This is a genomic window from Mariniflexile ostreae (assembly GCF_042427585.1).
GTDB classification, from domain to species: Bacteria; Bacteroidota; Bacteroidia; order Flavobacteriales; family Flavobacteriaceae; genus Pseudalgibacter; species Pseudalgibacter ostreae.
Window position 1 is genome coordinate 1 of record NZ_JBHMFC010000006.1, and the last position, 25,647, is coordinate 25,647.

The window sequence follows — 25,647 nt, forward strand, 5'->3', positions numbered from 1 at the left end:
ATTCAAAAGCTTCAGCACCATATCCAGAACAATGTCCATCCATTATCAAAACATACTGAACTACTTTGACAACAGAAGCACCAATGCTTCGGCAGAATCGTTCAGTGCAAAAATAAAGGCATTTAGAGCGCAGTTCAGAGGGGTTAGAAACGTAGAGTTCTTCCTATATAGACTTACAACAATTTATGCATAATCTTAAAATCCCACAACTTTATGACTTGATCCGGGGTAACGCCCCAATTAAAAATATAGGGGTTCTTATTCGAGTTAAACAGGTAAATATTGAAGGTTTTGAAAGGATGTATATAACGTAAAAAACCCGCTAACTAATAAAAGTAGCGGGTTTTTAATTATTTAATTTGTTTACCATCTTTATCGAAAAAGTGGTATTCTAAATATGTGTAAGCATCTCTTGGTAATATTTTTACCCATTTTTTATGTTCTAAAAACCATTTAGAACGTATTGATGGAAAACCTTTTGTTAGGAAGGCTGCTATAAAAGGGTGAGTGTTTAATGTCAACTTTTTATAGTCTTTTTTTAATAGTTGTTCAAGATCTTGTGTCACTTTTTGCACGATTCCTATCGGTGCTTCTACCTCAGAGCCATTAATAATTTCGTCAGGGTTTTCCTCACGGGTTTTAATGTTCATTTCTGGGCGTACGCGCTGTCTTGTAATTTGTATCAATCCAAATTTACTTGGAGGCAATATTTTATGCTTCGCTCTATCATCTTTCATTTCATCGCGAAGATGATTAAAGAGTTTTTGCCTATTTTCTGCACTGGTCATATCTATAAAGTCGACTACAATAATGCCGCCCATATCACGTAATCGCAATTGGCGTGCCATTTCGGTAGCTGCTATTAGGTTGACTTCAAGTGCCGTATCCTCTTGATTGTTGGCTTTATTAGACCGGTTTCCACTGTTTACGTCTATAACGTGTAAGGCTTCGGTGTGCTCTATAATAAGATAAGCACCTTTTGCCATGGAAACGGTTTTGCCAAATGAAGTTTTGATTTGTCTTTCTATTCCAAATTTTTCGAAAATAGGAATATTGGACTGATACTGTTTCACTATTGATTCTTTATTGGGTGCAATTTCTTGCACATAATCTTTAATTTGATAATAAAGCTCTTCATCATCCACAGTTATTCCTGTAAAGGTGTCGTTGAATATGTCTCGTAAAATTGACGAGGCTTTATTCATCTCACCTAAAACCTTACTGGGGTGGTGGGCTTTATGTAGCTTTTTACACATTGCGGTCCAGCGACTTAGCAAATTTTGTAAATCTTTATCTAGTTCGGCTACTTTTTTGCCTTGTGCTACTGTACGAACAATAATACCAAAACCTTGCGGTGTGATACTTTTTACCAATCGTTTTAAGCGGTCTTTTTCTTCTTTGCTTTCTATTTTTTGAGAAATAGAAATACGGTTAGAAAAAGGCACTAAAACGATATACCTACCGGCTATGGAGAGCTCAGAACTAATTCTGGGGCCTTTGGTCGATATAGGTTCTTTTACGATTTGTACTAATAGCGATTGATTTGATTTTAAGACATCGGCAATTTTGCCGTCTTTATCAATATCTTTTTCAAATGGGAAATTTTTTAAAGAGAAATCCTTTAATTTACCTGTGCTTACACTTTTTGTGAATTTTAAAAGCGAAGGAAGCTTTGGCCCTAAATCATGATAATGCAAAAACGCATCTTTCTCATAACCTACATTTACAAATGCAGCATTTAGTCCAGGAACAGCTTTTCGTATTTTGGCAATAAACACATCGCCAACCGCAAAGTTGTTAGCACCCTCGTCTTTCTGTAATTCAACAAGTTTTCCATCTTTTAATAAGGCAAAATCAACATCTTCTGAACTAGACCGAATGATCAATTCTTTATCCATTTTGTTAATTTTTATCCACCTCAATAACACTACTGAGACAGATGGATTATACAATATTTTATATCTTAAAAACGGTTATGATACGAAATCAAGGGATGTTGTAAGATAATCACAGGTCCCGTCCCGATAGCAATCGGGATTAAACGGGATGATCCGTGGAGTCCATAATTTAATTTGAATGGACTCATTTCAAAGAACGTTTGTTGCGTTAAAACCAAAAAAAGTAGCTAATCTAACTACTTTTTGGGTTTATTTTTTCTTCTTGTGACGGTTAGCACGTCTACGTTTTTTACGTTTGTGTGTTGCTACCTTATGTCTTTTTCTTTTTTTACCACTTGGCATAAATAGTGTCTTTAAAATTAATAATTTGTTTTAATGCTTATTTAACGTCCACATTTGTTTTAACGCCTTCTACAAAAACTTTAGCAGGCTTAAATGCGGGTATATTATGTGCAGGTATTTTAATAGTAGTATTTTTAGAAATATTCCTACCTGTTTTCTCTGCTCTAGTTTTAATAATAAAGCTTCCAAAACCTCTTAGGTAAACATTATCACCACCTTCTAAAGAAGTTTTTACTTCTTCCATGAATGTCTCAACAGTTGCTTGAACATCTCCTTTTTCAATTCCTAACTTATCAGAAATTTTTGCTACAATATCAGCCTTCGTCATTTTAATAATTTATTTTATGTTACTATATCTAATTTAAAGGGATGCAAATATAGGAATTAAAAATTCAATATTTCAAACCTAATTCATTAAAATTTAAGATTATAAACGTTTATTTTTGTGCGCTATATTAAATAGGTCAATGATATTTTCAAAAACACTAATTGCTTGGTATTCAAATAATAAGAGGGATTTGCCGTGGCGTAAAACAATTGCACCATATTATATCTGGTTATCTGAGATAATTTTGCAGCAAACCCAAGTAAAACAAGGTTTGCCTTATTACGAGCGTTTTGTTCGCGATTACCCAACTGTTTTTGATCTTGCGAATGCACCCGAAAGTGCTGTATTGAAACTGTGGCAAGGTTTAGGTTACTATTCTCGAGCTAGAAATTTACATGCTACTGCTCAATATATAGCCCATGAGTTGAATGGGTGTTTTCCCAATAATTATACCGACTTATTAAAATTGAAGGGCGTAGGGGATTATACCGCAAGTGCGATTGCATCTATTTGTTTTAATGAGGTTACGGCTGTGGTAGATGGTAATGTGTATAGGGTGTTGTCTCGATATTTTGGGGTCGATACCCCTATTAATAGTCCGAAAGGAGCTAAAGCGTTTAAGCAATTGGCCCAAACACTTATTGATAAAGCACGTCCTGCAGAATTTAATCAAGCTATAATGGAGTTTGGTGCTATACAGTGTAGGCCTAAAAACCCAGATTGTGAAAGTTGTCCGTTTGCTAAAGGGTGCGTCGCATTTAATACACAAGCTATTGCTGTTTTACCTGTTAAAATAAAATCTGCAAAGCCCAAAAAAAAGCACTTTAATTTTTTGGTGCTTATCTCTAAAAACCATAAAACGCTTTTAGAGAAGCGAAAAGGGAAGGGGATTTGGCAAAACCTATATCAGTTTCCTTTAATTGAAACTAAAAAAGATTTGGATTATAATGCCTTTAAGGATTTAGTTGATGATCATAGTGCTGTAAAGGGAAAGTCATTTGAGCTCTCCTTATATAATGAGGTGCTTGTGGTTCATAAATTATCACACCAACATCTTTATACCAGATTCTGGATTGTTACTACAGATGATGAGGTTGAAAACGCAATTCCTATAAGCACCGTGAAAGATTATGCGGTGCCCATATTAATCGGTAATTTTCTAGAGGTTTTTAACTTTTAGAACGAATGCTTGTTTTATTAAATGGTTTTCCTGTACCCCAAGAAAGCGTTGTGCGTTTTGGTCAATATTATTTAATCGGTTAATTTCGGCAGTCTTATTTTTTTTATTATTTTTAAAAAAAATGAAAAGCTTTTTTAACTAAAAAGAGGTCGAAGTTGCTGGTATGTGGTGTTTCATTGTAATTGCTGCTCCTTTATATATGGTAACGCGATAATTCGTTATGGGGGTTCTGTAATATCAAGTACCCAAAAATAAAAGAATGAATAAATATTTCGTTAATTTTGCTTTTTAAAACATTAAAAACTATGTCTGGAACCTTGAATAAAGTGATGCTTATTGGGCATTTGGGTGATGAAGTGAAAATGCATTATTTTGAAGGTGGCGGTTGTATTGGTCGATTTCCTTTGGCCACCAATGAAACCTATACAAGTAAGCAAACGAATGAACGTATTACAAATACCGAATGGCACAATATAGTGGTGCGTAATAAGGGTGCGGAAATTTGTGAGAAATATTTAAGTAAGGGTGATAAAGTGTATATAGAAGGGCGTTTGAAAACGAGAAAATGGCAAGATGATAAAGGTATGGATCGCTATTCCACTGAAGTTCATTGTACCGATTTCACGTTTTTATCCACTAAAAAAGAAAGTGAGAACAATGTCTCTAATACTGCGTCTGAACAAAAGCCTTCGGCACATCAAAAACCTAATACTGAGCCTGTAGGTGAAGAGAAGGAAGATGATCTTCCATTTTAAAAATTCTAAATTTAACTTAAACCAAAGTAATTGGACCCTGACCCCGCGAGTTTTAAATCTTTAATTATGACAATTGACTTTTCGATTGTTAGTAGTCTCATATTATTAGTGTTGTTACTGGCATGTTCTGCATTGATTTCTGGTGCCGAAGTGGCCTTGTTTTCTCTTTCAAAAACAGACATAGCCAAAGGTTTAGAAGAGAAATCTAGGCGTATGCACGTTATTTCAATGCTTTTAGGCCGTCCCAAAAAGTTATTGGCCACGATTCTAATTGCTAATAATTTTATAAACATTGCCATTGTTATCTTATTTGCTTTTTTAGGCGGTTTTTTATTTGACACTATAACCTCTACTGTATTGAAATTTATTGTAGAAGTGGTAATCGTAACGTTTTTAATTTTATTATTTGGGGAAATATTGCCCAAAATATATGCCAGTAGGAATAATGTGAAGTTTGCAACCTTTATGGCCTATCCTTTACGGGTTTTAGATGTGTTGTTAGCGCCTTTAAGCTTGCCTATGCGAAGCATTACCCTTGGCATTCATAATAAGCTGGGCAAACAAAAGTCGAATTTAAGTATAGATCAATTATCTCAAGCCTTAGAGCTTACCAGTGAAGAGGATACTACAAAAGAGGAGCAAAAGATATTACAGGGTATTGTGTCTTTTGGAAATACGGATACAAAACAAGTGATGCGTCCGAGAATGGATATCTTTGCTTTAAATATTGAGCAAAAATACACAGAGGTTTTAGCAGCAATTAAAGAAAATGGGTATTCTAGAATTCCTGTTTTTAAAGATAATATCGATAACATACAGGGCATTTTATATGTTAAGGATTTGCTGCCGTATATTGATAGAAAACAATTTGATTGGAAGGCTTTGCTTCGTGACCCTTTTTTCGTGCCAGAAAATAAAAAACTAGACGATTTAATGGGTGAGTTTCAAGAAAAGAAGGTGCACTTAGCAGTTGTGGTAGACGAGTATGGCGGAACATCTGGCTTAATATCATTAGAAGATATTATCGAGGAAATTGTTGGTGATATTAGCGATGAGTTTGATGATGAAGATTTGAACTACTCCAAACTAGATGATAATAATTATGTTTTTGAAGGTAAAACAGCATTAAAGGATTTTTATAAGATACTTAATATTAACGACGAATCTATTTTTGAAAACCATAAAGGCGAAGCTGAAACCGTAGCTGGTTTCGTGCTGGAAATTTCGGGAAGTTTCCCAAAACGTAACTCTCAGATACATTTCGAAAACTACGTTTTTACCATAGAATCTTTAGATCAAAAACGGATTAAACGTGTAAAATTCACCATAACGCCATGAGGCATTCCTTTTATTTAATGGCGCTTGCGCTACTTTTGATGTCTTGCGACGAAAATTACGTGCCAAAACCTAAGGGCTATTTGCGCCTAGAGTACCCTGAAGCCCAATATGTGCAAACGGATATGGATGTGCCTTTTACTTTCGAAACCAATACTGTAGGTGCATATTTAACAAGTAAAAAACAAGCCGGAACTACAGAGAGTTATGCTATTAATATTGAGCACCCTTTGTTAAAGGGTACTATTTTTTTAACTTATAAGGCCATAGGGAACAGTAAGGATAATTTACTGGCTTTTTTGAAAGATGCACAAAGTTTGCCACAAAAGCACATGATAAAAGCCGATGGCATTTTAGAAGAACGCTATGAAAACAGAGAGCATAATGTTTACGGTATGTTTTATGAAGTGGGTGGGGATGCTGCATCCCAATCGCAATTTTATATTACCGATAGCATTAATCATTTCTTAACGGGTTCTTTGTATTTCTATGCAAAACCTAATTACGATTCTATTTTGCCGGCTGCAAATTATTTGAAAAAGGATATCAAGCATATCATGGAAACCATTAAATGGAATTAAAAAAAGCGTTTGGATTTTAAACCCAAACGCTTTTTTAGTTGAACCCTTTTTTTAAAACTACAGCACAGCATAAGCTGTTTGTTTTATTCTGCAGAAAAACTATCAACAGTTTTCATGTTGGTTACCTTATAAATATCAGCAACTTTACTCACTCTTTCTTCTAATGCTGTGGGGTTTATTTTAGCATTGTCGTATTCTACCATTGCTAATTTTCTGTCAAAATCTACAGTAGCAGACTTTACACCATCCATTTTAGCAATGCTTTTTTGTATAGAGGCAGCACAGCCAACCGCGCAGGTCATGCCATTAATAGTGAATTCCGCTTTAGCGTAGGTGGCATTGGGATCTAAAGTTTGCGATGTTTCTGTTTGTACTGTTTTGATTTCAGGTTTTGCTTCGTTTTTACAATTCATGATCAATAAAATCATTAAAGTAAAGGTTATAGCGTGTATGGTTTTCATAGGTAAATGTTTTTATAATGTTTTGTATTTACAAAATTAAGAAATAATGTGGGGTATTCTGTTATGAATACCGTTTTTGTGATAGGGTTGCTTATTATTAACTAGTATGAGATCGTAGAAACGGTTTGTATATGAAGGGTGGTTAAGGTATTGTGTGCTAACGAGTTATTCTTTTTTTTTTGTTTGGCACAAGTTGTTAATTTATTTGTAGTGTTTTACAAGCCCTAATCACAAGGAAAAACATTTTTTTAATAAGAGTTTATTTGCTAAATTATTATTTCCCATTTTTTTTCACGAAATTTAAAGGTCTTTAAAATGATTATACTATGAAAAAAGCATCCCTTCCCATTCGATTTGGACTTGTTACAGCGGCTGTGCTCATTGCATATTTTTTGATTTTGGCTCTGTTCCATAAACATACCAATCCTGTATTTAGTTTTTTTAATGCGGTTATTACCGCTTTTGGGATTTATGAAGCTGTGCGTTTGATGAAGCTTCAAGAACCAAAAATGTTTTCTTATGGCGAAGGCTTTAAAACAGGACTCATTACAGGGTTTATTGCTACTTTGTTTTTTACTGTTTTTTTTCTTTTTTATGCCACAGCGCTTAATACGGATTTCTTACCAGAACTGCTTGCTGTAATGAACGGAGGTCTTGATGCGGATATTGGTATGGTTACTTTTGTTGTTGCCATCATGGGCTTGTCTACCACAGTGGTTTCCACCCTTGCTGTCATGCAGATTTTTAAAAAAAGTGGAAATGTTTCTCAAAATAAATAAAACATTTGTAGATTAATTAATTAGCAGTATATTTGCACCCGCCTTTAAGAGAGGCAAATCGAGTTTTTTAAACAAATTAATTAATAAAAACGTAACGCTATGTACGCAATTGTAGAGATAGCAGGGCAACAATTTAAAGTTGTTAAAGATCAAAAGGTTTTTGTTAACCGTTTACAAACAGAAGAAGGAGAGCAAATTGCTTTCGATAATGTACTTCTAATTGAAGATGGTGATGCAATAACTGTTGGCGCCCCAGCTATAGACGGTGCTCAAGTAGGAGCTAAAGTCTTAAAGCACCTTAAAGGTGATAAAGTTATCGTTTTCAAAAAGAAAAGACGTAAAGGATACCGTGTTAAAAATGGTCACCGTCAATCTTTAACTGAAATCGTTATTGAAAGTATTGCTGCCTCGGGAGCTAAAAAAGCTACCCCAGCAAAAGCAGAGCCTAAAGCTGCTGCTCCAAAAGCAGAAGCCAAACCAGCCGCTAAAAAAGCAAAAGGAAAAGCTGATGATTTGAAAAAAATCGAAGGTGCAGGACCTAAAGCTGCTGAAGCACTAGTAAATGCAGGTTTAGATACTTTTGAAAAAGTTTCTAAAGCAACGCCAGAAGCCCTAAGTACCATTCTAAATGAAGCGAGTTCAAGGCTTGCTCATATCGTTACGGATACTTGGCCAAAGCAAGCTAAATTAGCTGCAGCTGGTAAATGGGATGAGTTAAAAGAATTACAAGACAAATTAGACGGCGGTATTGAAAAGTAATTTTCAATATAGCTAAATATTAACACATAAAAACTTAAAACAATGGCTCATAAAAAAGGAGTAGGTAGTTCTAAGAACGGTAGAGAATCAGAATCAAAACGCTTAGGTGTTAAGATATTTGGTGGACAAGCTGCTATTGCAGGAAACATTATCGTAAGACAAAGAGGAAACACACACCATCCAGGTGAGAATGTGTATTCTTCAAAAGACCATACATTGCACGCATATGTTGATGGCGTTGTGAAATTCACAAAGAAAAAAGATAATAAATCTTATGTTTCTATAGAGCCTTTTGAGGCTTAAGAAGTATGTCTTAAAATTTAACCTAAGCTTAAGCAAAGGTAAAAAGCTCTTTTTGGAAACAAAAAGAGCTTTTTTATTGGATACAAAACGGTTGTCTTAAGTTGTAAGTTGTGAAGGAGCCTGGCCTTAAAGCCCTCCAATGGTGAGTAGTTCCTCCCATTGCGTGGTATACCTAGGGCTGCGATGTTCTTTTATCAGGGCCCATTGTTTTTCTCGATTCCCCACTGTGGCGAGTTTTACCTTATTTTTTCCAAATTTATCATTTAAGGTATCAATAGCATCCGTGAGCTTTTTGCTCTCAATCTTACTGGGTTGTTCAAATAAATTTAATTGAATTTGGTGTTCTGGTACTAAATGAAAGAGGTTTACGCCAACTTTTTTATAACGGTAGCCGTCTTTATATATTTTTTTTAAACCTATTAATGCTTGTTGGGTTAATTTGATGGTGCTATTTGTTGGGCTATCTAAAGTTATAATGATTTTATTTCGATATTGTTTATCACCATCATTATGGTAATTAGTAGTTAAAAAGATTTCCATTTGGGTAGCGGCACTTTTTTGTTGACGTAACAAATCGGCGACTTCAGCAACATAATAACTACAGGCTTCTTCAACTAAACCATAATCGTCAAGTTTCTTTCCAAAAGATTTTGCTGTACCAATCCCTTTTTTGGCATCGGTTGAGGTTACTATTTCTAAACAAGGAAAATTATTGAGCTCTCTCCAAAGGCGTTCGCCTATCACGGTCATTTCTTTTCTAACCCAAGCAACTTCCATATTGGCAAAGTCCCAAGCAGTTTTTTTGCCGGTATTTTCTATGCGTACCGTATGTTTTCTGCCAATGCCCCAAATGTCTTTGATCGTTGAGGTTTGTAGAAGATGTTTTCTTTTTTCTTCGGAATCTACAACATACACATTATTGTTTTCTGGAATTTTCTTAGCAAACTTATTAGCCATTTTGGCGAGCGATTTGGTTTTTGCTACGCCAATACCCACAGGAATGCCGGTGTTTTTAAATATGGTGTCTTTTATTTTATGAGCAATAGTTTCTAATGCTTTTCCTTGGTAAAACGAAAGGTCTATAAAACTTTCGTCAATACTATACTCTTCTATTAAAGGAGAGAATGTTTTTAAGGTGTCCATTACTCGGCGCGACATGTCACTATAAAGGGTGTAGTTGGATGAAAAACACACCACATGGTGGTCGTCCAATATTTTTTTGATTTTGAAAACAGGCTGAAACATGGGGATGTCTACTAAAGCCTTTGCTTCTTTGTTTGCAGCAATAATACAGCCGTCATTATTGCTTAACACCACAACGGGTCGGTTTTGTAAATCGGGTCTAAAAACCTGTTCACAAGAAGCGTAAAAACTATTGCAGTCTACTAATGCAATCATTTATAAAACCGATTTTATAATGTATGTAATAACACCCCAGGTTTGAAATGCCGCCGTTTCTTTATCTGATATTCTAATAATTTTAAAAGCGTCTTCTTGAACAGCAACAACCAGTTGATGGGTTTTGGGGGTAAGGGACTTGTCGATAATAAGCACGTCATTTTTATGGATGCTGAAATCTGAAAAAGAATCGTCCGAAACCCGAATATAGAAACTTGCAGATGCATTTTCTACCAGAACATCGTTTAAATCGATTCTGGGTTCGTTGTAATGTGTGGCAGGGCTAGAGAAACCTGTTTGTGTTGGACGCGCAACTCTGTAGTTTTTGTCCGACTTTTTTATTTTATGTATCTCAGGTGTTTCCATAGCCTTAAAATTACGTGAAAAACAAAGACTTTATTCATAAAATTTGAATAAAGAATTAACAATCCTAATACAGTACATAATTAAAATTAGATGTGCTTTAACTTAAATATAGTAGAAGGGTTAGGCATGTTTTTTAAGCGATAAGATTTAAAGCATCTGAGTTTAAAAAGTAGTTATGCTTTTAAAATAGCATTCATTATTTTTAAATGGTGTGTGGTGTGCATTTCTAAGAAAGTTAAGGTTTGGGCTTTTGATAGCATGCCGAAAATATGATGAACAAAAAAGGTGTTTTTGTGTAATGTTTCAATATTTTTTAGGTGTTCTTTTGCTTCTTGTAATTGCGCGTATAAATCTTTTTCTAAAATCAATTTAGGGGGAGTTACTTCTTCTGGCGCTTTTACTTTGCCACGTGGAAACCAACCTAAAATAAAGAAAGTGCTACGCAGTAAATTAAAATTCTTTTTATATGTATTGGGGTCGCTTTTCTCTAAAATAGTGTACACCCGATGTATCACTTTCAATGTGTGGTCTATATGCCAGCCTACATTTGCTTTCGATACGTTTGTGTTTATTTCAGCTTTTAAGGGGATGTGTTTTTCTATTTGAGATAAAAGCCGGGTTAAAACTGCTGTTTTGGTGTTGTCCATTTCTAAAATTTAATTTAAAGGTATTGATTAAATGCTTAACTTAGGCTACAACATGGCTAATCGTTCTTTGTTCTCTTTAAGAGTTCTGGATTTAAAAGCCTTATAGGTGAAAATAAAGTGATTTAGAAAAGTGTCGATTTATAATAGTATATCAGCTATAATGGCGTTTTATCATACCGAATTAGAAACCAGTTGTCTTGTATTTTCTCTATATCATATCAAAAGTAAATAGATTGTTAATCCTTAAGAAACAAAAATAAGTGCCTATGCAACCTTTTAGATCAGAAATCAGAAATTCTCCTTCGCAATCCACTATCAAAATTTATTTAACTGATAGCGATTTAGATGAAAAAATAAAAAAACATTTAGAACATTTCAGTGAAATAGAGTCCATAGAAATTGCGGAAAGTATGGAGCAAAATCGAGGGGACGAAAGCATTACCATTCTATTAAAAAATGATGTGGATATCAATAAAGTAAAAGCAGCTATTGATTCTAGTTTATGGTGGTATTTTGAGGAGGATTTGGTTGACGAGTAGACTTGGCTTAAGGGTTTTCGCCCATGTCAATAAAAACCATAACATCATTGAGGCAGGTTTTGAGTTCTTTTTTGATTTCATGCTCCCAAAACCGGAAAACGGTATAGCCCAATGTTGCTAATTCTAAATTTATTTCCCTGTCACGCTGCATATTGCGTTCAATTTTAGGGGTCCAAAAGTCTCGGTTGGATTTTAGCTGGAGTTTTCGCTCGTCCCAATGATAGCCATGCCAAAATTCACCATCGATAAAAATGGCTAATTTGTGTTTTTTAATGGAGATATCTGGTTTTCCTGGGAGTTTCTCAGAATGGATCCGATAGCGAATGCCTTTGGCCCATAAAGCCTTTCTAAACAGCAATTCTGGTTTTGTGTTTTTACTTTTAATACGTCCCATTATTTTTGAGCGCTTTTTAGTGGTATAAAAGCCAGAAGCCTCATTAAATCTTGGCACTTTTATTTTGGGTTCTTTATATTCCATGGTATTAATGTACGGAATTTTTAGAAAAATTAAACCCCTCACAGAACGAACGGTGAAGGGTTTGAATATCTAAAAGCGAAATAAATAAACTCTAATAGTTTATTTAAGACTAATAGCGGTAGTATTCTGGCTTATAAGGGCCTTCTACTGCTACACCAATATAATCGGCTTGGTCTTTACGAAGTTCTGTAAGCTCTACACCAATTTTCGCTAAGTGTAATTGTGCTACTTTTTCATCAAGGTGTTTAGGTAACATATACACGTCGTTTTTATACTTATCGGTGTTGTTCCATAATTCAATTTGTGCTAAAGTTTGGTTTGTAAACGAGTTGCTCATTACAAAACTAGGATGCCCTGTAGCACAACCTAAATTTACTAAACGGCCTTCAGCAAGTACAATAACATCTTTTCCGTTTATGGTGTATTTATCTACTTGTGGTTTGATGGTGTTTTTGGTATGTCCGTGGTTTTTATTTAACCAAGCCATATCAATTTCATTATCAAAATGTCCAATATTACAAATGATGGTTTTGTCTTTTACAGCCTCAAAATGCTCGCTGCGTATAATGTCTTTGTTTCCAGTAGTCGTAATAATAATATCTGCAACTGGCGCAACAGTTTCTAGTTTTTTAACTTCAAAACCATCCATAGCCGCCTGTAGCGCACAAATAGGGTCGATTTCTGTAACGGTAACAATACTGCCAGCACCTTTAAAAGAAGCTGCAGTTCCTTTGCCTACATCGCCATAACCACAAACTACTACGCGTTTTCCTGCAAGCATTAAATCTGTTGCACGGCGTATCGCATCTACAGCACTTTCTTTACAGCCATATTTGTTGTCAAATTTACTTTTTGTAACACTATCGTTTACATTGATAGCGGGCATGGGGAGTGTTCCTTTTTTAACACGCTCATAAAGTCTGTGAACACCAGTGGTGGTTTCTTCGCTTAACCCTTTAATACCTGGAACCAATTCTGGAAAACGATCTAAAACCATATTCGTTAAATCACCACCATCATCAAGAATCATATTAAGGGGTTTTCTGTCTTCACCAAAAAATAAGGTTTGCTCGATACACCAATCAAACTCTTCTTCGGTCATGTCTTTCCAGGCATACACGGCAGTTCCTGCATCGGCAATAGCCGCAGCAGCTTGGTCTTGTGTGGAGAAAATGTTACAAGAGCTCCATGTTACTTCAGCACCTAAAGCTTGTAAGGTTTCAATTAAAACAGCTGTTTGGATCGTCATGTGTAAACAACCAGCTATTCGTGCTCCTTTTAGTGGTTTTGAGTTTCCGTATTCTTCACGAAGGCTCATCAAGCCAGGCATTTCTGCTTCAGCCAATTCTATTTCTTTACGTCCCCAAGCAGCTAATGATATGTCTTTTACTTTATTTGCTATGTAAGGAATTGTTTTTGTGCTCATAGTGTTTTCTTTTATTTTTAAACTCAAACATCATTGCAATTAGCGCGTAAAATACTAAATTGCGCTTAGCAATATCGCTTAAGATGCCGTAGGCAGTGCAAAGATAATCAATAACTTTTAGAATATTAAATGCCACTTTATAAAACCATTGTTCCAAATTCACAAACAACTGTTAAAATCTGGAAGATAACGGAATCCTTTGAAGCGCTAATGCAGCCGCTAAGCTTAAAACCAACAACTTTAGAGCGTGTTTTGAGTATGAAAAGTGAGTGGCACCAGCGCGGGTTTTTAAGTGTTCGCCATTTGTTGGCAGCGTTTGGTTATGAGGATGCCGATTTGTTTTACGATGTTTATGGTAAGCCACACCTAAAAGATGGTAAGCAAATATCCATTACACATTCTTTTAATTTTTCTGCAGTGATTATAAGCGATGCTACTGTTGGGATTGATATTGAAAAACAACGAGATAAAATTGCTGTTATTGCCCATAAATTTATTGATTATGAGTTTGATTACCTGGATGAAAATGCTACGGATTATATAAAAAAGTTAACCACCATATGGTGTGTAAAAGAATCATTATATAAACTTTTCGCTACACCAGGATTGAGTTTTAAATCCTGCTTTATGGTTATTCCCTTTGCTAGTAGCGATGTTGAAACTGTGGCTTGGATAGATTATAAAAATGAAAAACACCGCTATAATATTCATTTTCTAGAATTTGAGGGTTTTACTTGTGCTTACGCAATAAAATAGGGTGACAGGACAAATAAACATATACAAGAATATAGTTTCAGACATAGCATCAGGAAAACAGTTGCTGGCTGTTTTAATTGATCCCGATAAGTTTTTTATCGAAAATGCAAGTCGGTTTATTGGAAAAGTAAACCGTTCGATAGCTACGCATATTTTTGTGGGTGGTAGTACGGTAGACGCCCATAAAACAGAAAAACTAGTTGTGGAAATAAAAAAGCATACACCTTTGCCTATCGTACTGTTTCCGGGAGATGTGACCCAAATTACAGATAGCGCAGATGCTATTTTATTTTTATCCTTGATTTCTGGACGAAACCCAGACTATTTAATCGATAAGCACGTGCAAGCGGTATCTAGATTAAAACTCACCAACCTGGAAGTAATTCCAACTGGATATCTTTTAATTGAAGGGGGGAAGCGAACTGCTGTTGAGTATGTTACCCATACAAAACCAATGGTGAACAGCGCTATTCAATTAATCGTAGATACCGCTTCCGCGGGACAATACTTAGGAATGCAGTTGATATATTTGGAGGCAGGAAGTGGTGCCGAAACGCCATTGTCCAACAGGACTATTGCTCAAGTTAAAAAAGTACTTCACGTTCCCTTAATTGTTGGAGGTGGTATTAGAAATAAAAAAGATTTAGAGAAAGCTTATGGTTCTGGAGCAGATTTGGTTGTTATAGGAACGGCTTTTGAAGATGATGAGTCTTTTTTTGATGCCTTGCTTGCTTAGAAGCCGATAGTACTAATTTACCAAGCCTTGTAATATATAATCTTTACTATATTCGCAAACCAAGACAATTTAGCATGGAAGAAAAGTATAAACAACAGCCTTCAAATTGTATAAAAATAGTTTTGTTTGGACCAGAATCAACAGGAAAAACAACGTTATCAAAAGCATTGGCAAAGCATTACCATTCGGTTTGGGTACCAGAATATGCACGTGAGTACCTTCAAGATAAATGGAATAAAGAGCGTAAAATTTGCGAACCAAAAGATTTGTTGCCTATTGCCGAAGGACAAATGAAGCTTGAGAACGAATTGGCAAAAGAAACAGATACTGTATTGTTCTGCGACACTAATTTATTGGAAACCAAAGTTTATTCCGAAGCGTATTATTTAGGGGAATGTGATCCGATACTTGAAAAATACGCGCTAGAAAACACTTACGATTTGTATTTTTTAACTTATATTGACACGCCTTGGAAAGCCGATGATTTACGTGATAAACCAGAACAGAGAGTAGAAATGTTTAAGATGTTTCAGGACACACTTATAAAGTATGATAAATCTTTTGTGTTGCTTAAAGGCGATAAGAAAGCACGACTTGAAACAGCCATTGGGCATATTGATGAATTGTTAAGAAAAAGAAGCGAACATGTTATCCGATAAAGATATACTACAAATACAAAGTAAAGGCATGACCTTAGATGAGGTACACGCTCAAATCTCCCGATTAAAACATGGCATGTCTCATGTTCATTTAATCGCACCAGCAATTATTGGGAAAGGGATCGAACGTTACAATAAGAAAGAAACACAGGCCTATATCGATTTATATGAAAGGAAACAAGACGAACGCTCTATTTTAAAGTTTGTGCCTGCATCTGGTGCAGCAACTAGAATGTTTAAATTTTTATTTCAGTTTATAAAAGAATTTAATCCTTCCAAAGAAAACATAAAGGACTATGCAGAAAGGCAGAAAGATAGTTTGATATTAGATTTTTTAGCGGGATTGGAAGCCTTTCCGTTTTACAGTAAGGTTGTGACGAAAGCGAAGGCGTTGTTTCCAGATTTTGATACCTTACCAGAAGGACAAAAGGTGTTAAAGTTTGTAGAAACCATGTTGGATGCAAAAGGTCTTAATTATAGCAATCTTCCTAAAGGATTATTGCCTTTCCATAAGTATGATGATTCCAGTGTAACGGCTTTTTATGAGCACTTATTTGAATCCACTTTGTATGCGTCATCGCATGCTAAAACTAAGCTTCACTTTACGGTTTCGCAAGATCACCATAGTGCTTTTACAGAAGAGTTAAAACGTATAATCCCAGCGCTAGAAGCAAAAACTAAAACGCATTTTAAAGTATCTTTTTCTTTTCAAAAAGAAGCCACGGAAACGGTTGCATTGTCCAAAGAAGGCACCGTTTTTAGAAATGAAGATGGTTCTATCCTGTTCAGGCCAGCCGGCCATGGCGCTTTATTGGAAAACTTAAACGATTTGGATTGCGATGTGGTTTTTATAAAGAACATTGATAATATTGTAGTCTCAGAAAAAAACATAAACGTTTCCAATTATAAGAAGTTGTTAGCAGGAGTTCTGTTGGAGGTGCAAGCGGACATATTTCATTATTTACACATGCTAGATGCTGAAAACATCACTAATTCAGATTTAAAATCTATGGTTTTGTTTTTAAATCATAGGTTAAATGTGGCTGTAACCCCCCATTTTGAAAGCTACGCTACAGAAGAAAAATTAACGTATTTAAAAAATAAACTAAACAAACCGATTCGAGTTTGTGGGATGGTTAAAAATGAAGGAGAGCCTGGTGGTGGCCCATTTTGGATAAAGGACAAAGATGGCCACGCATCCTTGCAAATTGTAGAGTTTGCACAGATTAACTTTGAAAAAGAAGGACAACAAGCTTTAGTGGAAAAGGCAAGTCATTTTAATCCTACAGATTTGGTGTGTGGGATTAAAGATTATAAAGGAAAAAAATTCAACCTTAAAGCGTTTGTCGATCCTGAAGCGGCATTTATAACTATGAAAACTCAAAACGGCTTGGATATTCAAGCTTTGGAGCTTCCTGGGTTATGGAACGGAAGTATGGCTTACTGGAACTCTATTTTTGTTGAAGTGCCTGTAGAAACCTTTAACCCTGTAAAGACAGTAAACGATTTGTTAAAACCTGCCCATCAAGTGTTATGAAGTTTAATGAAGACGCCCTGTTACAAGAATTGTCATTTAAAGCTACGAGAAGTTCTGGCAGCGGTGGCCAACACGTAAATAAGGTGTCATCTAAAATAGAGTTGGTATATGACTTAAAAGCTTCGCTTGTTTTTACAGACGTAATCAAGGAGCGTCTTCAGAAAAAGCTTCAACACAGATTAACCAAAGGCGGCCTCTTAATCTTACAATGTGATGAGAGTAGGAGCCAGCATCAAAACAAATCACTTGTTATAAAGCGTTTTCTCGAGCTTATTAAAGTGTCCTTAAGGGTGCCTAAAAAACGGATTCCTACTAGAATACCAAAGGGCATCATAAAAAAACGTATTAAAAATAATCGAAAGCTCTCTGATAAGAAGGCCTTTAGGAAAAAACCGAACCTCGATTCATGATGTTTTGTTTATTGTGAATTGTTGGCTATCTTTGCAGCGTTCTCAAAAAAGGGGTGCCTATATCGGCTGAGATCATACCCATTGAACCTAGAACAGGTAATGCTGTTTAGGAAAAAGCGAAAATCGCTATTTAGAAAAATCACCTTTTAATACCCAAGACTGGCTTGCTTTGTTTGTAAGTTTTTGCTTAGTATTAAAGTGAGGGGTTTTAAAAATTAATGTATTAACAACACAGAATAATTACCTCTTTTTATTCGGTTATATTTATTTAATCGATATGAAAAATGTATCATTTTTTCGCAGGCAATGGCCTTTAAACACTCTATTTTTCTTGATTTCTTTAAGTGTGTTTGCTCAAATAAATCAAAAACAACAAGATTCTACATACATAGAAACCTTGGATGAGGTTTTGGTGAATGCCGTTCGTGTAAACGCAGATTCGCCAATAACACATTCTAATATTTCAAAAGAAGCATTAGAAAAACGTAATTTAGGACAAGATATTCCTATGTTATTAAACTTCTTGCCTTCTGTGGTAACCACTAGTGATGCAGGCGCCGGAGTTGGGTATTCGAGTATTCGAGTGCGCGGTACCGATGCTAGCCGAGTAAATGTAACTATAAACGGGATTCCGTATAATGATCCCGAGAGCCAAGGTTCGTTTTGGGTGAATTTAGGCGATTTTGCTTCGTCAACAGAAAGTTTACAATTACAGCGAGGGGTAGGAACCTCTACAAACGGTTCAGGGGCTTTTGGAGCGAGTATAAATGTGCTTACCGATGCCATATCTAAACAACCATATGCAGAAATTTCCAATAGTTTTGGAAGTTATAACACACGCAAACATACCGTGAAGTTAAGCACAGGTTTGTTAAATGATCATTTTGAACTGTCTGGGCGGTTTTCTAAAATTGATTCAGATGGTTATGTTGATAGAGCTTTTACAGATTTAAAATCTTATTTTTTACAAGGGGTTTATAAAGATGGAGGAACGTTGATAAAAGCTTTAGCATTTGGAAATCTAGAGCAGACCTATCAAGCTTGGGGAGGTCTTACAGCGGCACAACTTAAGGAAGACCGTCGCCAAAACCCATATACGTACGAGAATGAAACCGATAATTATTGGCAAGACCACTATCAACTACATTGGAATCAGCGCTTGGATGCGCATTGGTCTACAAATTTAGGTCTTAATTACACGCAAGGAAAGGGTTATTTTGAACAATATGAAGCAGATACAGACGACATTGACCTGTATAATGGCATTGTGGTTCCAACAGGATTAGATGAAGATAACAAGCCTATTACAGATGTTATTAGAAGGCGTTGGCTGGATAATGATTTCTATGTGGTAAATGCCAATGTTACATACAAAAAAAACGCCTTAGAACTTATTTCCGGACTTTCTTATACCACATATTCTGGGCAACATTTTGGAGAAGTTATCTGGGCAAGACAATTTGCGCAAAATGCTAATATAAATGACCTGTATTATGATGGAGATGGTGAAAAACAAGATTTTAGTGTTTTTTCTAAAGCAACATTTAAATTAGCCGATAAAGTTACTGGTTTTATCGATTTACAGGGGCGTTTTGTGACTTATAAAACGGATGGTATCGATTCGGATGGAGATTTGTTTATAACAGATGCTAATTTCAATTTTTTCAATCCTAAGGCGGGGCTTACTTATAAGTACTCTAATTTTAATAGCTTCTATGCATCTTACGCTAGAGCTAATAGAGAGCCAAGCCGATCTGATTTTAGAGAGGGCGTAACAGAAAACGAAACCCTTAACGATGTTGAACTAGGTTGGCGATACACGTCTAACAAAGTGGCTTTAAGTACAAATATGTATTATATGTTTTACGAGAACCAAATGGTTCTAACAGGTGAGCTAAATGACGTGGGGGGCGCTATTAGGGCGACTAGTGGTAAAAGTTACAGATTAGGATTGGAAGTAGATGCACAAATTCAGTTTTCTGAAATGTTTAATACGGTAACTAACGTTGCCTTGAGCAGTAATAAGCACCGTAGTTTTAATGCTTCTCTAAATGGAGAAGTGGTAGATCTAGGTGCTACCAATATCGCTTTCTCACCCGAGGTGGTGGTTGGTAATGCATTAAATTTTCATCCTATTGCTAATTTACAATTATCGCTTTTAAGTAAGTATGTAGGTGAACAGTATATGGGGAATACCGATAATAAAGACTCGAAATTGGCAGATTACTTTGTAAGTGATCTTAATATCAATTATGTTATTACTCCTAAAAAGATTTTTAAATCTATTCTTTTATCTGCGCTGGCCAATAATATATTTAACAAAGAATATGTTTCTAATGGATTTTTTGGCGCTTATGATTATAGCGACCCATCTAGTGCAACCGGGACAACCACAGGTTATTATTCGGGATATTATCCACAAGCCACAGCTAACTTTTTATTAGGAGTTACATTGAAATTTTAATATAAGACACTTTTTTTATAAGTCTTAGTTTTTTGTAAAGAATGAAGAATCTTTAGTAACTTTATAGCGAAAGAGATTCTTCTTTTATTTTCAGGAATTATGATACGACTAGAAACAAATAGCTTAACATTTTTTACGCCTCAAGAAGCCACAGGTTTTGAGGCTGTTTTTTTTGATACAGGTATTTCTGCAGGATTTCCTTCTCCTGCTGAAGATTTTAATACACAACACCTCTCTTTAGATAAAGAACTTATTAAAAATAAGGAAACCACGTTTTACGCTCGTGTAAATGGACAATCGATGATTGGAGCAGGTTTAGATGATAATGATTTATTGGTAATCGATAGAAAGCTTGAGCCTGCCAATAACAAAATAGCGGTTTGTTTTTTGGATGGTGAGTTTACGGTAAAACGTTTAAGAGTAGATCAAAATGAAATTTGGTTACAGCCGGAAAATCCAAATTATCCCATAATAAAAATTACAGAAGATAATGATTTTCTTATTTGGGGTATTGTAACCAATGTGATCAAGAAAGTTTGAGTGTTTTAGGCATAAAAAAACGCGAAGACTTGCTTCGCGTTTTAAGTGTATAATGAAAATTATAAATTAATCGACCAGAATAATCGCTCTATTGTCTTTCATTTCAAGCGTTCCAGAATTGATTTTTAAGGTAAAAATCTTGTTGTCATCAGAATGAGGAACAACTTCTGAATGTAAAGAATCAAAAACCAAATGGCTTTTGGTATGCGTATGGATTTTAATCGTTCCTTCTGTTAAAACAGCGACAATGGCAGCGTGATTTTCCAACATTTGAAACTCTCCATTTGCGCCTGGTACGGTTACAGAATCTATTTCTGAACTGAATAAAGTAGCCTCAGGTGATACAATTTCTAAATACATATTTTTTAATTATGAATTATGAATTATCTATTCAGAACAAATTAATTGATTACCATTCTGAGCGTCTAATTCTAAATTAATATTACGCTTCCGCTAGCATTTTATCTCCAGCCTCAATAGCTTCTTCAATGGTTCCTTTAAGGTTAAACGCAGCTTCTGGTAGGTGATCTAATTCCCCATCCATAATCATGTTAAAGCCTTTTATAGTTTCTTTAATATCAACTAAAACACCTGGTATACCTGTAAACTGTTCTGCCACGTGGAAGGGTTGTGATAAGAAACGTTGTACACGTCTTGCTCTACCCACAGCTAACTTGTCTTCTTCAGATAGTTCTTCCATACCAAGAATAGCAATAATATCTTGTAATTCTTTATAACGTTGTAATAACTCTTTTACGCGCTGCGCACATGCATAATGGTCCTTTCCTAAAATATCGGCAGTTAAAATTCTTGAAGTAGAGTCTAACGGGTCTACTGCAGGATATATTCCTAATTCAGCGATTTTACGAGATAATACTGTAGTAGCATCTAAATGCGCGAAAGTTGTTGCCGGAGCAGGGTCCGTTAAATCATCCGCAGGTACATAAACGGCTTGTACAGATGTAATAGAACCTCTTTTTGTAGAGGTAATACGCTCTTGCATGGCACCCATTTCAGTAGCCAATGTTGGTTGGTACCCTACCGCAGAAGGCATACGACCAAGTAGTGCCGACACCTCAGAACCGGCTTGTGTGAAACGGAAAATATTATCTACGAAGAAAAGAACATCTTTTCCTTGTCCTTCACCAGCACCATCACGGAAATATTCAGCAATTGTTAAACCAGATAATGCCACACGAGCACGAGCTCCAGGAGGCTCATTCATTTGTCCGAATACGAAAGTAGCTTTTGATTCTTTCATTTTAGATTTATCAACTTTAGATAAATCCCATCCGCCAGCTTCCATAGAATGCATAAAATCATCACCATAACGGATAATTCCAGATTCTAGCATCTCTCTAAGCAAATCATTCCCTTCACGTGTACGTTCTCCAACACCAGCAAACACAGAAAGTCCACCATGGCCTTTTGCAATATTGTTGATCAGTTCTTGAATCAATACAGTTTTACCAACACCAGCACCACCAAATAAGCCAATTTTACCACCTTTTGCATAAGGCTCAATCAAATCGATAACTTTAATTCCTGTAAACAAGACTTCGGTAGAAGTGGAAAGGTCTTCAAATTTTGGTGCTTGACGGTGAATCGGTAACCCTGCTTCTCCAGCTTTAGGTAAATTTCCAAGACCATCAATAGCATCTCCAATAACATTAAATAAACGACCATAAACATCTTCACCAATGGGCATTTGTATAGGGGCTCCTGTGGCGTGCACTTCTGTCCCTCTACTTAAACCATCAGATGAGTCCATGGCTATGGTTCTAACAGTGTCCTCTCCAATATGAGATTGTACTTCTAGCACCAATAAAGAGCCATCTGCTCTCTTAATTTCTAATGAATCATAAATTTTCGGAAGTTCTGAACCAGCAGCGAATTCAACATCGATAACTGGGCCTACTATTTGTGCAACCTTACCTGTAACCTTAACCATTACTTATATGTTTAATATTATGCGATTTAATTGTGTGAAAACAGTATATGTTTTCGCGTGCAAAGATAATTTTTTTAATTTAAAAATAATGTTGTTTCTAAAGGTTTTTTGTAATAAAAAAACGTCTTGAAGCTCAAGACGTTTTAGATTTTTTTTAAGTTTGAATTTATAAGTTATTAATCGACCAAGAAATATAATATTGTTGGCCAATAAACCCTGTGCCTACTGCACTTTGGTATTCTTTTCCTCCTAAATTTGCTGCCCCTATTTTAAACATGGATTTTAAAGATGCTACCGTGTAGTTTAACTGGGCATCTACTACCGTTCTGGAAGGAATTATGGCATTTGCCATACTGGCTTGCCATAAGTAATCATCGCTCCATCTGGCATTAATATTAAACCCTAAATTATTATATAGGTTTGTATTGCCTAACGACACTTTTACCTTGTGTTCTGGTGTGTTAAATCCTGCGCTAAAATCTGGATCGGAGGCTTGGTCAAAATCTAATTTTGAATAGTTGTAACTCGCACTTACATTGAAATTTTGGGCTACTTTGGTAGACATCCCTATAACCGCACCATAGGAGCTCACATCTGCTGAAGAGTTGGTATAGGTGCTAAAAAGTTGCACATTTCCGGTGGCTACTGCTGCTACACCAGACATGTCGTTTACAGAGCCTGTTTTAGGTGTAGCAACTATTTTTTCTGCTAGGAAATCGTTATAAATGTTATAATATGTGTTAAAATCTACGGTAATGGGGCCTATTTTACCACGGTAGCCTATATCGAAAGCTGTAACTTCTTCTGGCTTTACTAGGGGGGTAGCCCCAGTACCTCCTACAGGTTTTAATGCAGAAGTCCCGCCACTGGCGCTAAACTCTAATAGAGATGTTAAGGTGTAAGCATTAAAATAAGCATCTCTAGCTGTTAATGTGGTATTGGGTAACTTTCTATCTAAATTAGAAGGGGATGCTCCTGCCAAAATAGCTCTACCAACGTTTAAACCGATAAAAAGTGATTGCGTATGTGGATTTCTAAACCCGGTTTGGAAAGATGCTCTAAAGTTATGTTCTTTATTTTGGCCTGCAGAATATCCTAAAGAAACCCTTGGAGAGATATTGGCATCAAACAATTCATTTTTATCGTAACGCAAAGAGGCTGTTATTTTTAAACGATCATCCATGAGTTTTTTAATACCCTGGACATAGCCACCATATTCATTGTATTTTATAGGATTATCATAATCTGTAAAAATAGTACCAGCAGAGTTTAAGGCGTATTGCCTGTAAGAGCCGCCTACTTGCAAGTCTAATGCATTGTTTAATAGCTTACTGAAGTTGTAATTTCCTTCTGCAACATAAAGATTTGAATTATCAACAAATCTAGACCCAGAATTTACATCAGGATCAGACGTAACTTTGTTAAAAAGAGCTTCAAATTCTGGAGTTCCTGGTTGGATGGTAACCAATTGGTCTGCTGTTTCCCTTGCTGCTTGATGCAGTTGCTCCTGAACGACAGGGTCAAATGGATTGCCACCGCCACCGGCCACTTGTCCGGCGCCCTGTACATAGGCACCTGCATAAGTTCCAAACCATTGCTCTGCACCTACTTTATTCATGTTAACACCTGTGAAAAACATATCATAGGAGTCGCCCGCAGTTTCACCTGTGGTATAAGCTCGGAAAAAGAAATCGTCATTTCTAATTTCAAATCGGTGCTGTTGCATTAAAAAGTTTTCTAACTGATATCTGTTTGCACCTTGATAGATTGTATTGCCTCTACCGATTCTGGAGTTCCAGATAATTTCAAGATTATCACCAGTGGGTTTGTAATGTAATGCAAAATCTGCTTTTACACTCTCTGCGTTATAATCCGTTAAATCTGCTTCATTGTAACCTGTTCTGGCCACATTGTCTTCGGGTACCAATGCGCTAGCTCCAGGAGGGATTAATCCTCCTTGTTCTAGACTTTGTGCGACCTGCTTTAGGTTAAGGTCTAAAGCATCTAAGTTCACTTCGTCGCCATAAATATTTAAACCATTGTGGGCTGGGTTAGATCGAAATGCTGTAATGCCATCCGCTTGGCCAGGAGCAGCAATGTCGTATTGGTTATTATCAGTAGCATACCAATCGGTTCCTTTTAAATATGAGAAGGTTGCTTTTGCAGCAAACTTATCGCTAAACTTATGGGCAGCACGTATACCAAAATCTCTAAACGTATTGTCGCCCGCAGCTTTTTGAGAGGTAATACCTTGTTTGTAGTAGGCGCTTATCCCTTCATGTTCAAAAGGGTTTTTACTAGTCATAAATAAAATCCCATTAAAAGCATTGGCACCATATAATGCCGAAGATGCACCCGGCAACAACTCTACACTGTTAACGTCTAGTTCGTTAATGCCAACAAGGTTGCCCATTACAAAATTTAGTGCTGGAGAAGCATTGTCCATACCGTCCACTAATTGTACAAACCTAAAATTATTGAAAGTAGCAAATCCCCTTGTGTTTATTGAGTTAAACGTTAAGCTACCTCGATTAACATCTACGCCTTTTAAATTTTCTAAGCTCGTATAGAAATTTGGAGTAGCAGAAAACTTGACATCTCGAGAGTCAAACCTTTCTATAGTTACAGGGGACTCCCTTATGCTTTCGGGGGTTCTGGAAGCGGAAATCACAACTTCATCTAAAGACGTGCCTTCTCTTAATATAATATTGATATTTTGATTAGCAGAAGAAATCGTTTCAGTAACTGATCCATAGCCTACACTACTCGCTTGAATTTTAAGAGGTAAGGTTTTGGCTGTAATTGTAAATTTGCCATCAAAGTCTGTAATAGTACCAGAGTTTGTTCCTATAATAATAATATTTACTCCAGGAATGGGTTCATTTTGTGGGTCTTTCACAAAACCTGATAGTGTTGTTTGTGAATACGAAGCGCTACAAACCAACACTAGTAAAAAAGTTAAAATTGCTTTCATATAGTTATAGTTATTTTAAGTTTATTTTAACAATATAAAAAGATT

Annotated in this window: 27 protein-coding genes; 16 read left to right on the top strand and 11 right to left on the bottom strand. The window is 35.9% G+C overall.

Annotation, left to right across the window (positions count from 1 at the left end; all coding sequences use genetic code 11):
* Positions 1–193, top strand: a 193-nt coding sequence (locus ACFFU9_RS01365) for a transposase (RefSeq protein WP_379859562.1), incomplete at its 5' end; no start/stop codon positions are given.
* Between the two features lie 157 nt (positions 194–350).
* Here ACFFU9_RS01365 and ACFFU9_RS01370 read toward each other — a convergent pair.
* Positions 351–1,898 carry an Rne/Rng family ribonuclease gene (locus ACFFU9_RS01370; RefSeq protein WP_379859563.1) on the bottom strand — a complete coding sequence of 516 codons (1,548 nt, stop codon included), beginning with the start codon at positions 1,896–1,898 and terminating at the stop codon, positions 351–353.
* Between the two features lie 379 nt (positions 1,899–2,277).
* Positions 2,278–2,568 (bottom strand): HU family DNA-binding protein, encoded by a 291-nt coding sequence (locus tag ACFFU9_RS01375; protein WP_379859564.1) that lies wholly within the window; start codon positions 2,566–2,568, stop codon positions 2,278–2,280.
* 139 nt (positions 2,569–2,707) lie between these two features.
* Between ACFFU9_RS01375 and mutY the strand changes: the two genes are divergently transcribed.
* The 4 genes from mutY (at position 2,708) to gldD (ending at position 6,419) form a co-directional block, all read left to right on the top strand.
* Complete coding sequence (gene mutY / locus ACFFU9_RS01380) at positions 2,708–3,748, top strand: A/G-specific adenine glycosylase (RefSeq protein WP_379859565.1); 1,041 nt, start codon at positions 2,708–2,710, stop codon at positions 3,746–3,748.
* A gap of 305 nt (positions 3,749–4,053) precedes the next feature.
* Positions 4,054–4,503 carry a single-stranded DNA-binding protein gene (locus ACFFU9_RS01385; RefSeq protein ID WP_379859566.1) on the top strand — a complete coding sequence of 150 codons (450 nt, stop codon included), beginning with the start codon at positions 4,054–4,056 and terminating at the stop codon, positions 4,501–4,503.
* Positions 4,504–4,533: 30 nt separating this feature from the next.
* Positions 4,534–5,841: a gliding motility-associated protein GldE gene (locus ACFFU9_RS01390; RefSeq protein ID WP_379859567.1), complete on the top strand. Its 1,308-nt coding sequence runs from the start codon at positions 4,534–4,536 to the stop codon at positions 5,839–5,841.
* Positions 5,838–6,419 (top strand): gliding motility lipoprotein GldD, encoded by a 582-nt coding sequence (gene gldD / locus ACFFU9_RS01395; protein WP_379859568.1) that lies wholly within the window; start codon positions 5,838–5,840, stop codon positions 6,417–6,419. The genes ACFFU9_RS01390 and gldD overlap by 4 nt, the downstream gene beginning before the upstream one ends.
* 83 nt (positions 6,420–6,502) lie before the next feature.
* Here gldD and ACFFU9_RS01400 read toward each other — a convergent pair whose 3' ends face one another.
* Positions 6,503–6,880 carry a heavy-metal-associated domain-containing protein gene (locus ACFFU9_RS01400; RefSeq protein ID WP_379859569.1) on the bottom strand — a complete coding sequence of 126 codons (378 nt, stop codon included), beginning with the start codon at positions 6,878–6,880 and terminating at the stop codon, positions 6,503–6,505.
* A 326-nt stretch (positions 6,881–7,206) separates the two neighbouring features.
* On the opposite strand from ACFFU9_RS01400, the gene ACFFU9_RS01405 reads away from it, so the two are divergent.
* The 3 genes from ACFFU9_RS01405 (at position 7,207) to rpmA (ending at position 8,721) form a co-directional block, all read left to right on the top strand.
* Entirely contained in the window at positions 7,207–7,659 is a 453-nt protein-coding gene (locus ACFFU9_RS01405; RefSeq protein ID WP_379859570.1) for a DUF4199 domain-containing protein, read from the top strand.
* A gap of 99 nt (positions 7,660–7,758) precedes the next feature.
* Positions 7,759–8,418, top strand: a complete 660-nt coding sequence (gene rplU, locus ACFFU9_RS01410; RefSeq protein ID WP_379859571.1) for a 50S ribosomal protein L21 — start codon at positions 7,759–7,761, stop codon at positions 8,416–8,418.
* 42 nt (positions 8,419–8,460) lie between these two features.
* Entirely contained in the window at positions 8,461–8,721 is a 261-nt protein-coding gene (gene rpmA, locus ACFFU9_RS01415; protein ID WP_345192380.1) for a 50S ribosomal protein L27, read from the top strand.
* 126 nt (positions 8,722–8,847) lie between these two features.
* On the opposite strand, the gene ACFFU9_RS01420 is transcribed toward rpmA, so the two are convergent.
* The 3 genes from ACFFU9_RS01420 to ACFFU9_RS01430 form a co-directional block, all read right to left on the bottom strand.
* The gene (locus ACFFU9_RS01420) at positions 8,848–10,119 is read right to left on the bottom strand and encodes a Y-family DNA polymerase (RefSeq protein WP_379859572.1); all 1,272 of its coding nucleotides are present in this window, start codon (positions 10,117–10,119) and stop codon (positions 8,848–8,850) included.
* Positions 10,120–10,485 (bottom strand): S24 family peptidase, encoded by a 366-nt coding sequence (locus tag ACFFU9_RS01425; protein WP_379859573.1) that lies wholly within the window; start codon positions 10,483–10,485, stop codon positions 10,120–10,122. It lies immediately after the preceding gene.
* Positions 10,486–10,658: 173 nt separating this feature from the next.
* Positions 10,659–11,132 (bottom strand): DUF1569 domain-containing protein, encoded by a 474-nt coding sequence (locus tag ACFFU9_RS01430; RefSeq protein WP_379859574.1) that lies wholly within the window; start codon positions 11,130–11,132, stop codon positions 10,659–10,661.
* Between the two features lie 266 nt (positions 11,133–11,398).
* Between ACFFU9_RS01430 and ACFFU9_RS01435 the strand changes: the two genes are divergently transcribed.
* Positions 11,399–11,671: a hypothetical protein gene (locus ACFFU9_RS01435; RefSeq protein WP_379859575.1), complete on the top strand. Its 273-nt coding sequence runs from the start codon at positions 11,399–11,401 to the stop codon at positions 11,669–11,671.
* Positions 11,672–11,678: 7 nt separating this feature from the next.
* On the opposite strand, the gene ACFFU9_RS01440 is transcribed toward ACFFU9_RS01435, so the two are convergent.
* Positions 11,679–12,149 carry a very short patch repair endonuclease gene (locus ACFFU9_RS01440; protein WP_379859576.1) on the bottom strand — a complete coding sequence of 157 codons (471 nt, stop codon included), beginning with the start codon at positions 12,147–12,149 and terminating at the stop codon, positions 11,679–11,681.
* A 109-nt stretch (positions 12,150–12,258) separates the two neighbouring features.
* On the bottom strand, positions 12,259–13,575 hold the full coding sequence (gene ahcY, locus ACFFU9_RS01445; RefSeq protein WP_379859577.1) for an adenosylhomocysteinase: 1,317 nt from the start codon (positions 13,573–13,575) through the stop codon (positions 12,259–12,261).
* A gap of 129 nt (positions 13,576–13,704) precedes the next feature.
* Here ahcY and ACFFU9_RS01450 point away from each other — a divergent pair, with 129 nt between their 5' ends.
* From ACFFU9_RS01450 to ACFFU9_RS01480, 7 genes are all read left to right on the top strand, one after another.
* Positions 13,705–14,331, top strand: coding sequence for a 4'-phosphopantetheinyl transferase family protein (locus ACFFU9_RS01450; protein ID WP_379859578.1), 627 nt, complete (start codon positions 13,705–13,707; stop codon positions 14,329–14,331).
* A 1-nt stretch (position 14,332) separates the two neighbouring features.
* Entirely contained in the window at positions 14,333–15,067 is a 735-nt protein-coding gene (locus ACFFU9_RS01455; RefSeq protein ID WP_379859579.1) for a phosphoglycerol geranylgeranyltransferase, read from the top strand.
* Between the two features lie 74 nt (positions 15,068–15,141).
* A complete protein-coding gene (locus tag ACFFU9_RS01460) occupies positions 15,142–15,726 on the top strand; it encodes an AAA family ATPase (protein ID WP_379859580.1) in 585 nt (194 codons plus the stop codon).
* Positions 15,713–17,263, top strand: coding sequence for a DUF4301 family protein (locus ACFFU9_RS01465; RefSeq protein WP_379859581.1), 1,551 nt, complete (start codon positions 15,713–15,715; stop codon positions 17,261–17,263). Before ACFFU9_RS01460 ends, ACFFU9_RS01465 begins: the two co-directional genes overlap by 14 nt.
* Positions 17,260–17,673 carry an alternative ribosome rescue aminoacyl-tRNA hydrolase ArfB gene (arfB, locus tag ACFFU9_RS01470; protein ID WP_379859582.1) on the top strand — a complete coding sequence of 138 codons (414 nt, stop codon included), beginning with the start codon at positions 17,260–17,262 and terminating at the stop codon, positions 17,671–17,673. The genes ACFFU9_RS01465 and arfB overlap by 4 nt, the downstream gene beginning before the upstream one ends.
* Positions 17,674–17,950: 277 nt before the next feature.
* Positions 17,951–20,137, top strand: a complete 2,187-nt coding sequence (locus tag ACFFU9_RS01475; protein WP_379859583.1) for a TonB-dependent receptor — start codon at positions 17,951–17,953, stop codon at positions 20,135–20,137.
* Between the two features lie 99 nt (positions 20,138–20,236).
* The gene (locus tag ACFFU9_RS01480; protein WP_379859584.1) at positions 20,237–20,677 is read left to right on the top strand and encodes a LexA family protein; all 441 of its coding nucleotides are present in this window, start codon (positions 20,237–20,239) and stop codon (positions 20,675–20,677) included.
* 66 nt (positions 20,678–20,743) lie between these two features.
* On the opposite strand, the gene ACFFU9_RS01485 is transcribed toward ACFFU9_RS01480, so the two are convergent.
* The 3 genes from ACFFU9_RS01485 to ACFFU9_RS01495 form a co-directional block, all read right to left on the bottom strand.
* On the bottom strand, positions 20,744–21,037 hold the full coding sequence (locus ACFFU9_RS01485) for a F0F1 ATP synthase subunit delta/epsilon (RefSeq protein ID WP_379859585.1): 294 nt from the start codon (positions 21,035–21,037) through the stop codon (positions 20,744–20,746).
* An 82-nt stretch (positions 21,038–21,119) separates the two neighbouring features.
* Entirely contained in the window at positions 21,120–22,628 is a 1,509-nt protein-coding gene (atpD, locus tag ACFFU9_RS01490) for a F0F1 ATP synthase subunit beta (protein WP_379859586.1), read from the bottom strand.
* Between the two features lie 166 nt (positions 22,629–22,794).
* A complete protein-coding gene (locus ACFFU9_RS01495) occupies positions 22,795–25,602 on the bottom strand; it encodes a TonB-dependent receptor (RefSeq protein WP_379859587.1) in 2,808 nt (935 codons plus the stop codon).
* Between the last annotated feature and the right edge of the window lie 45 nt (positions 25,603–25,647).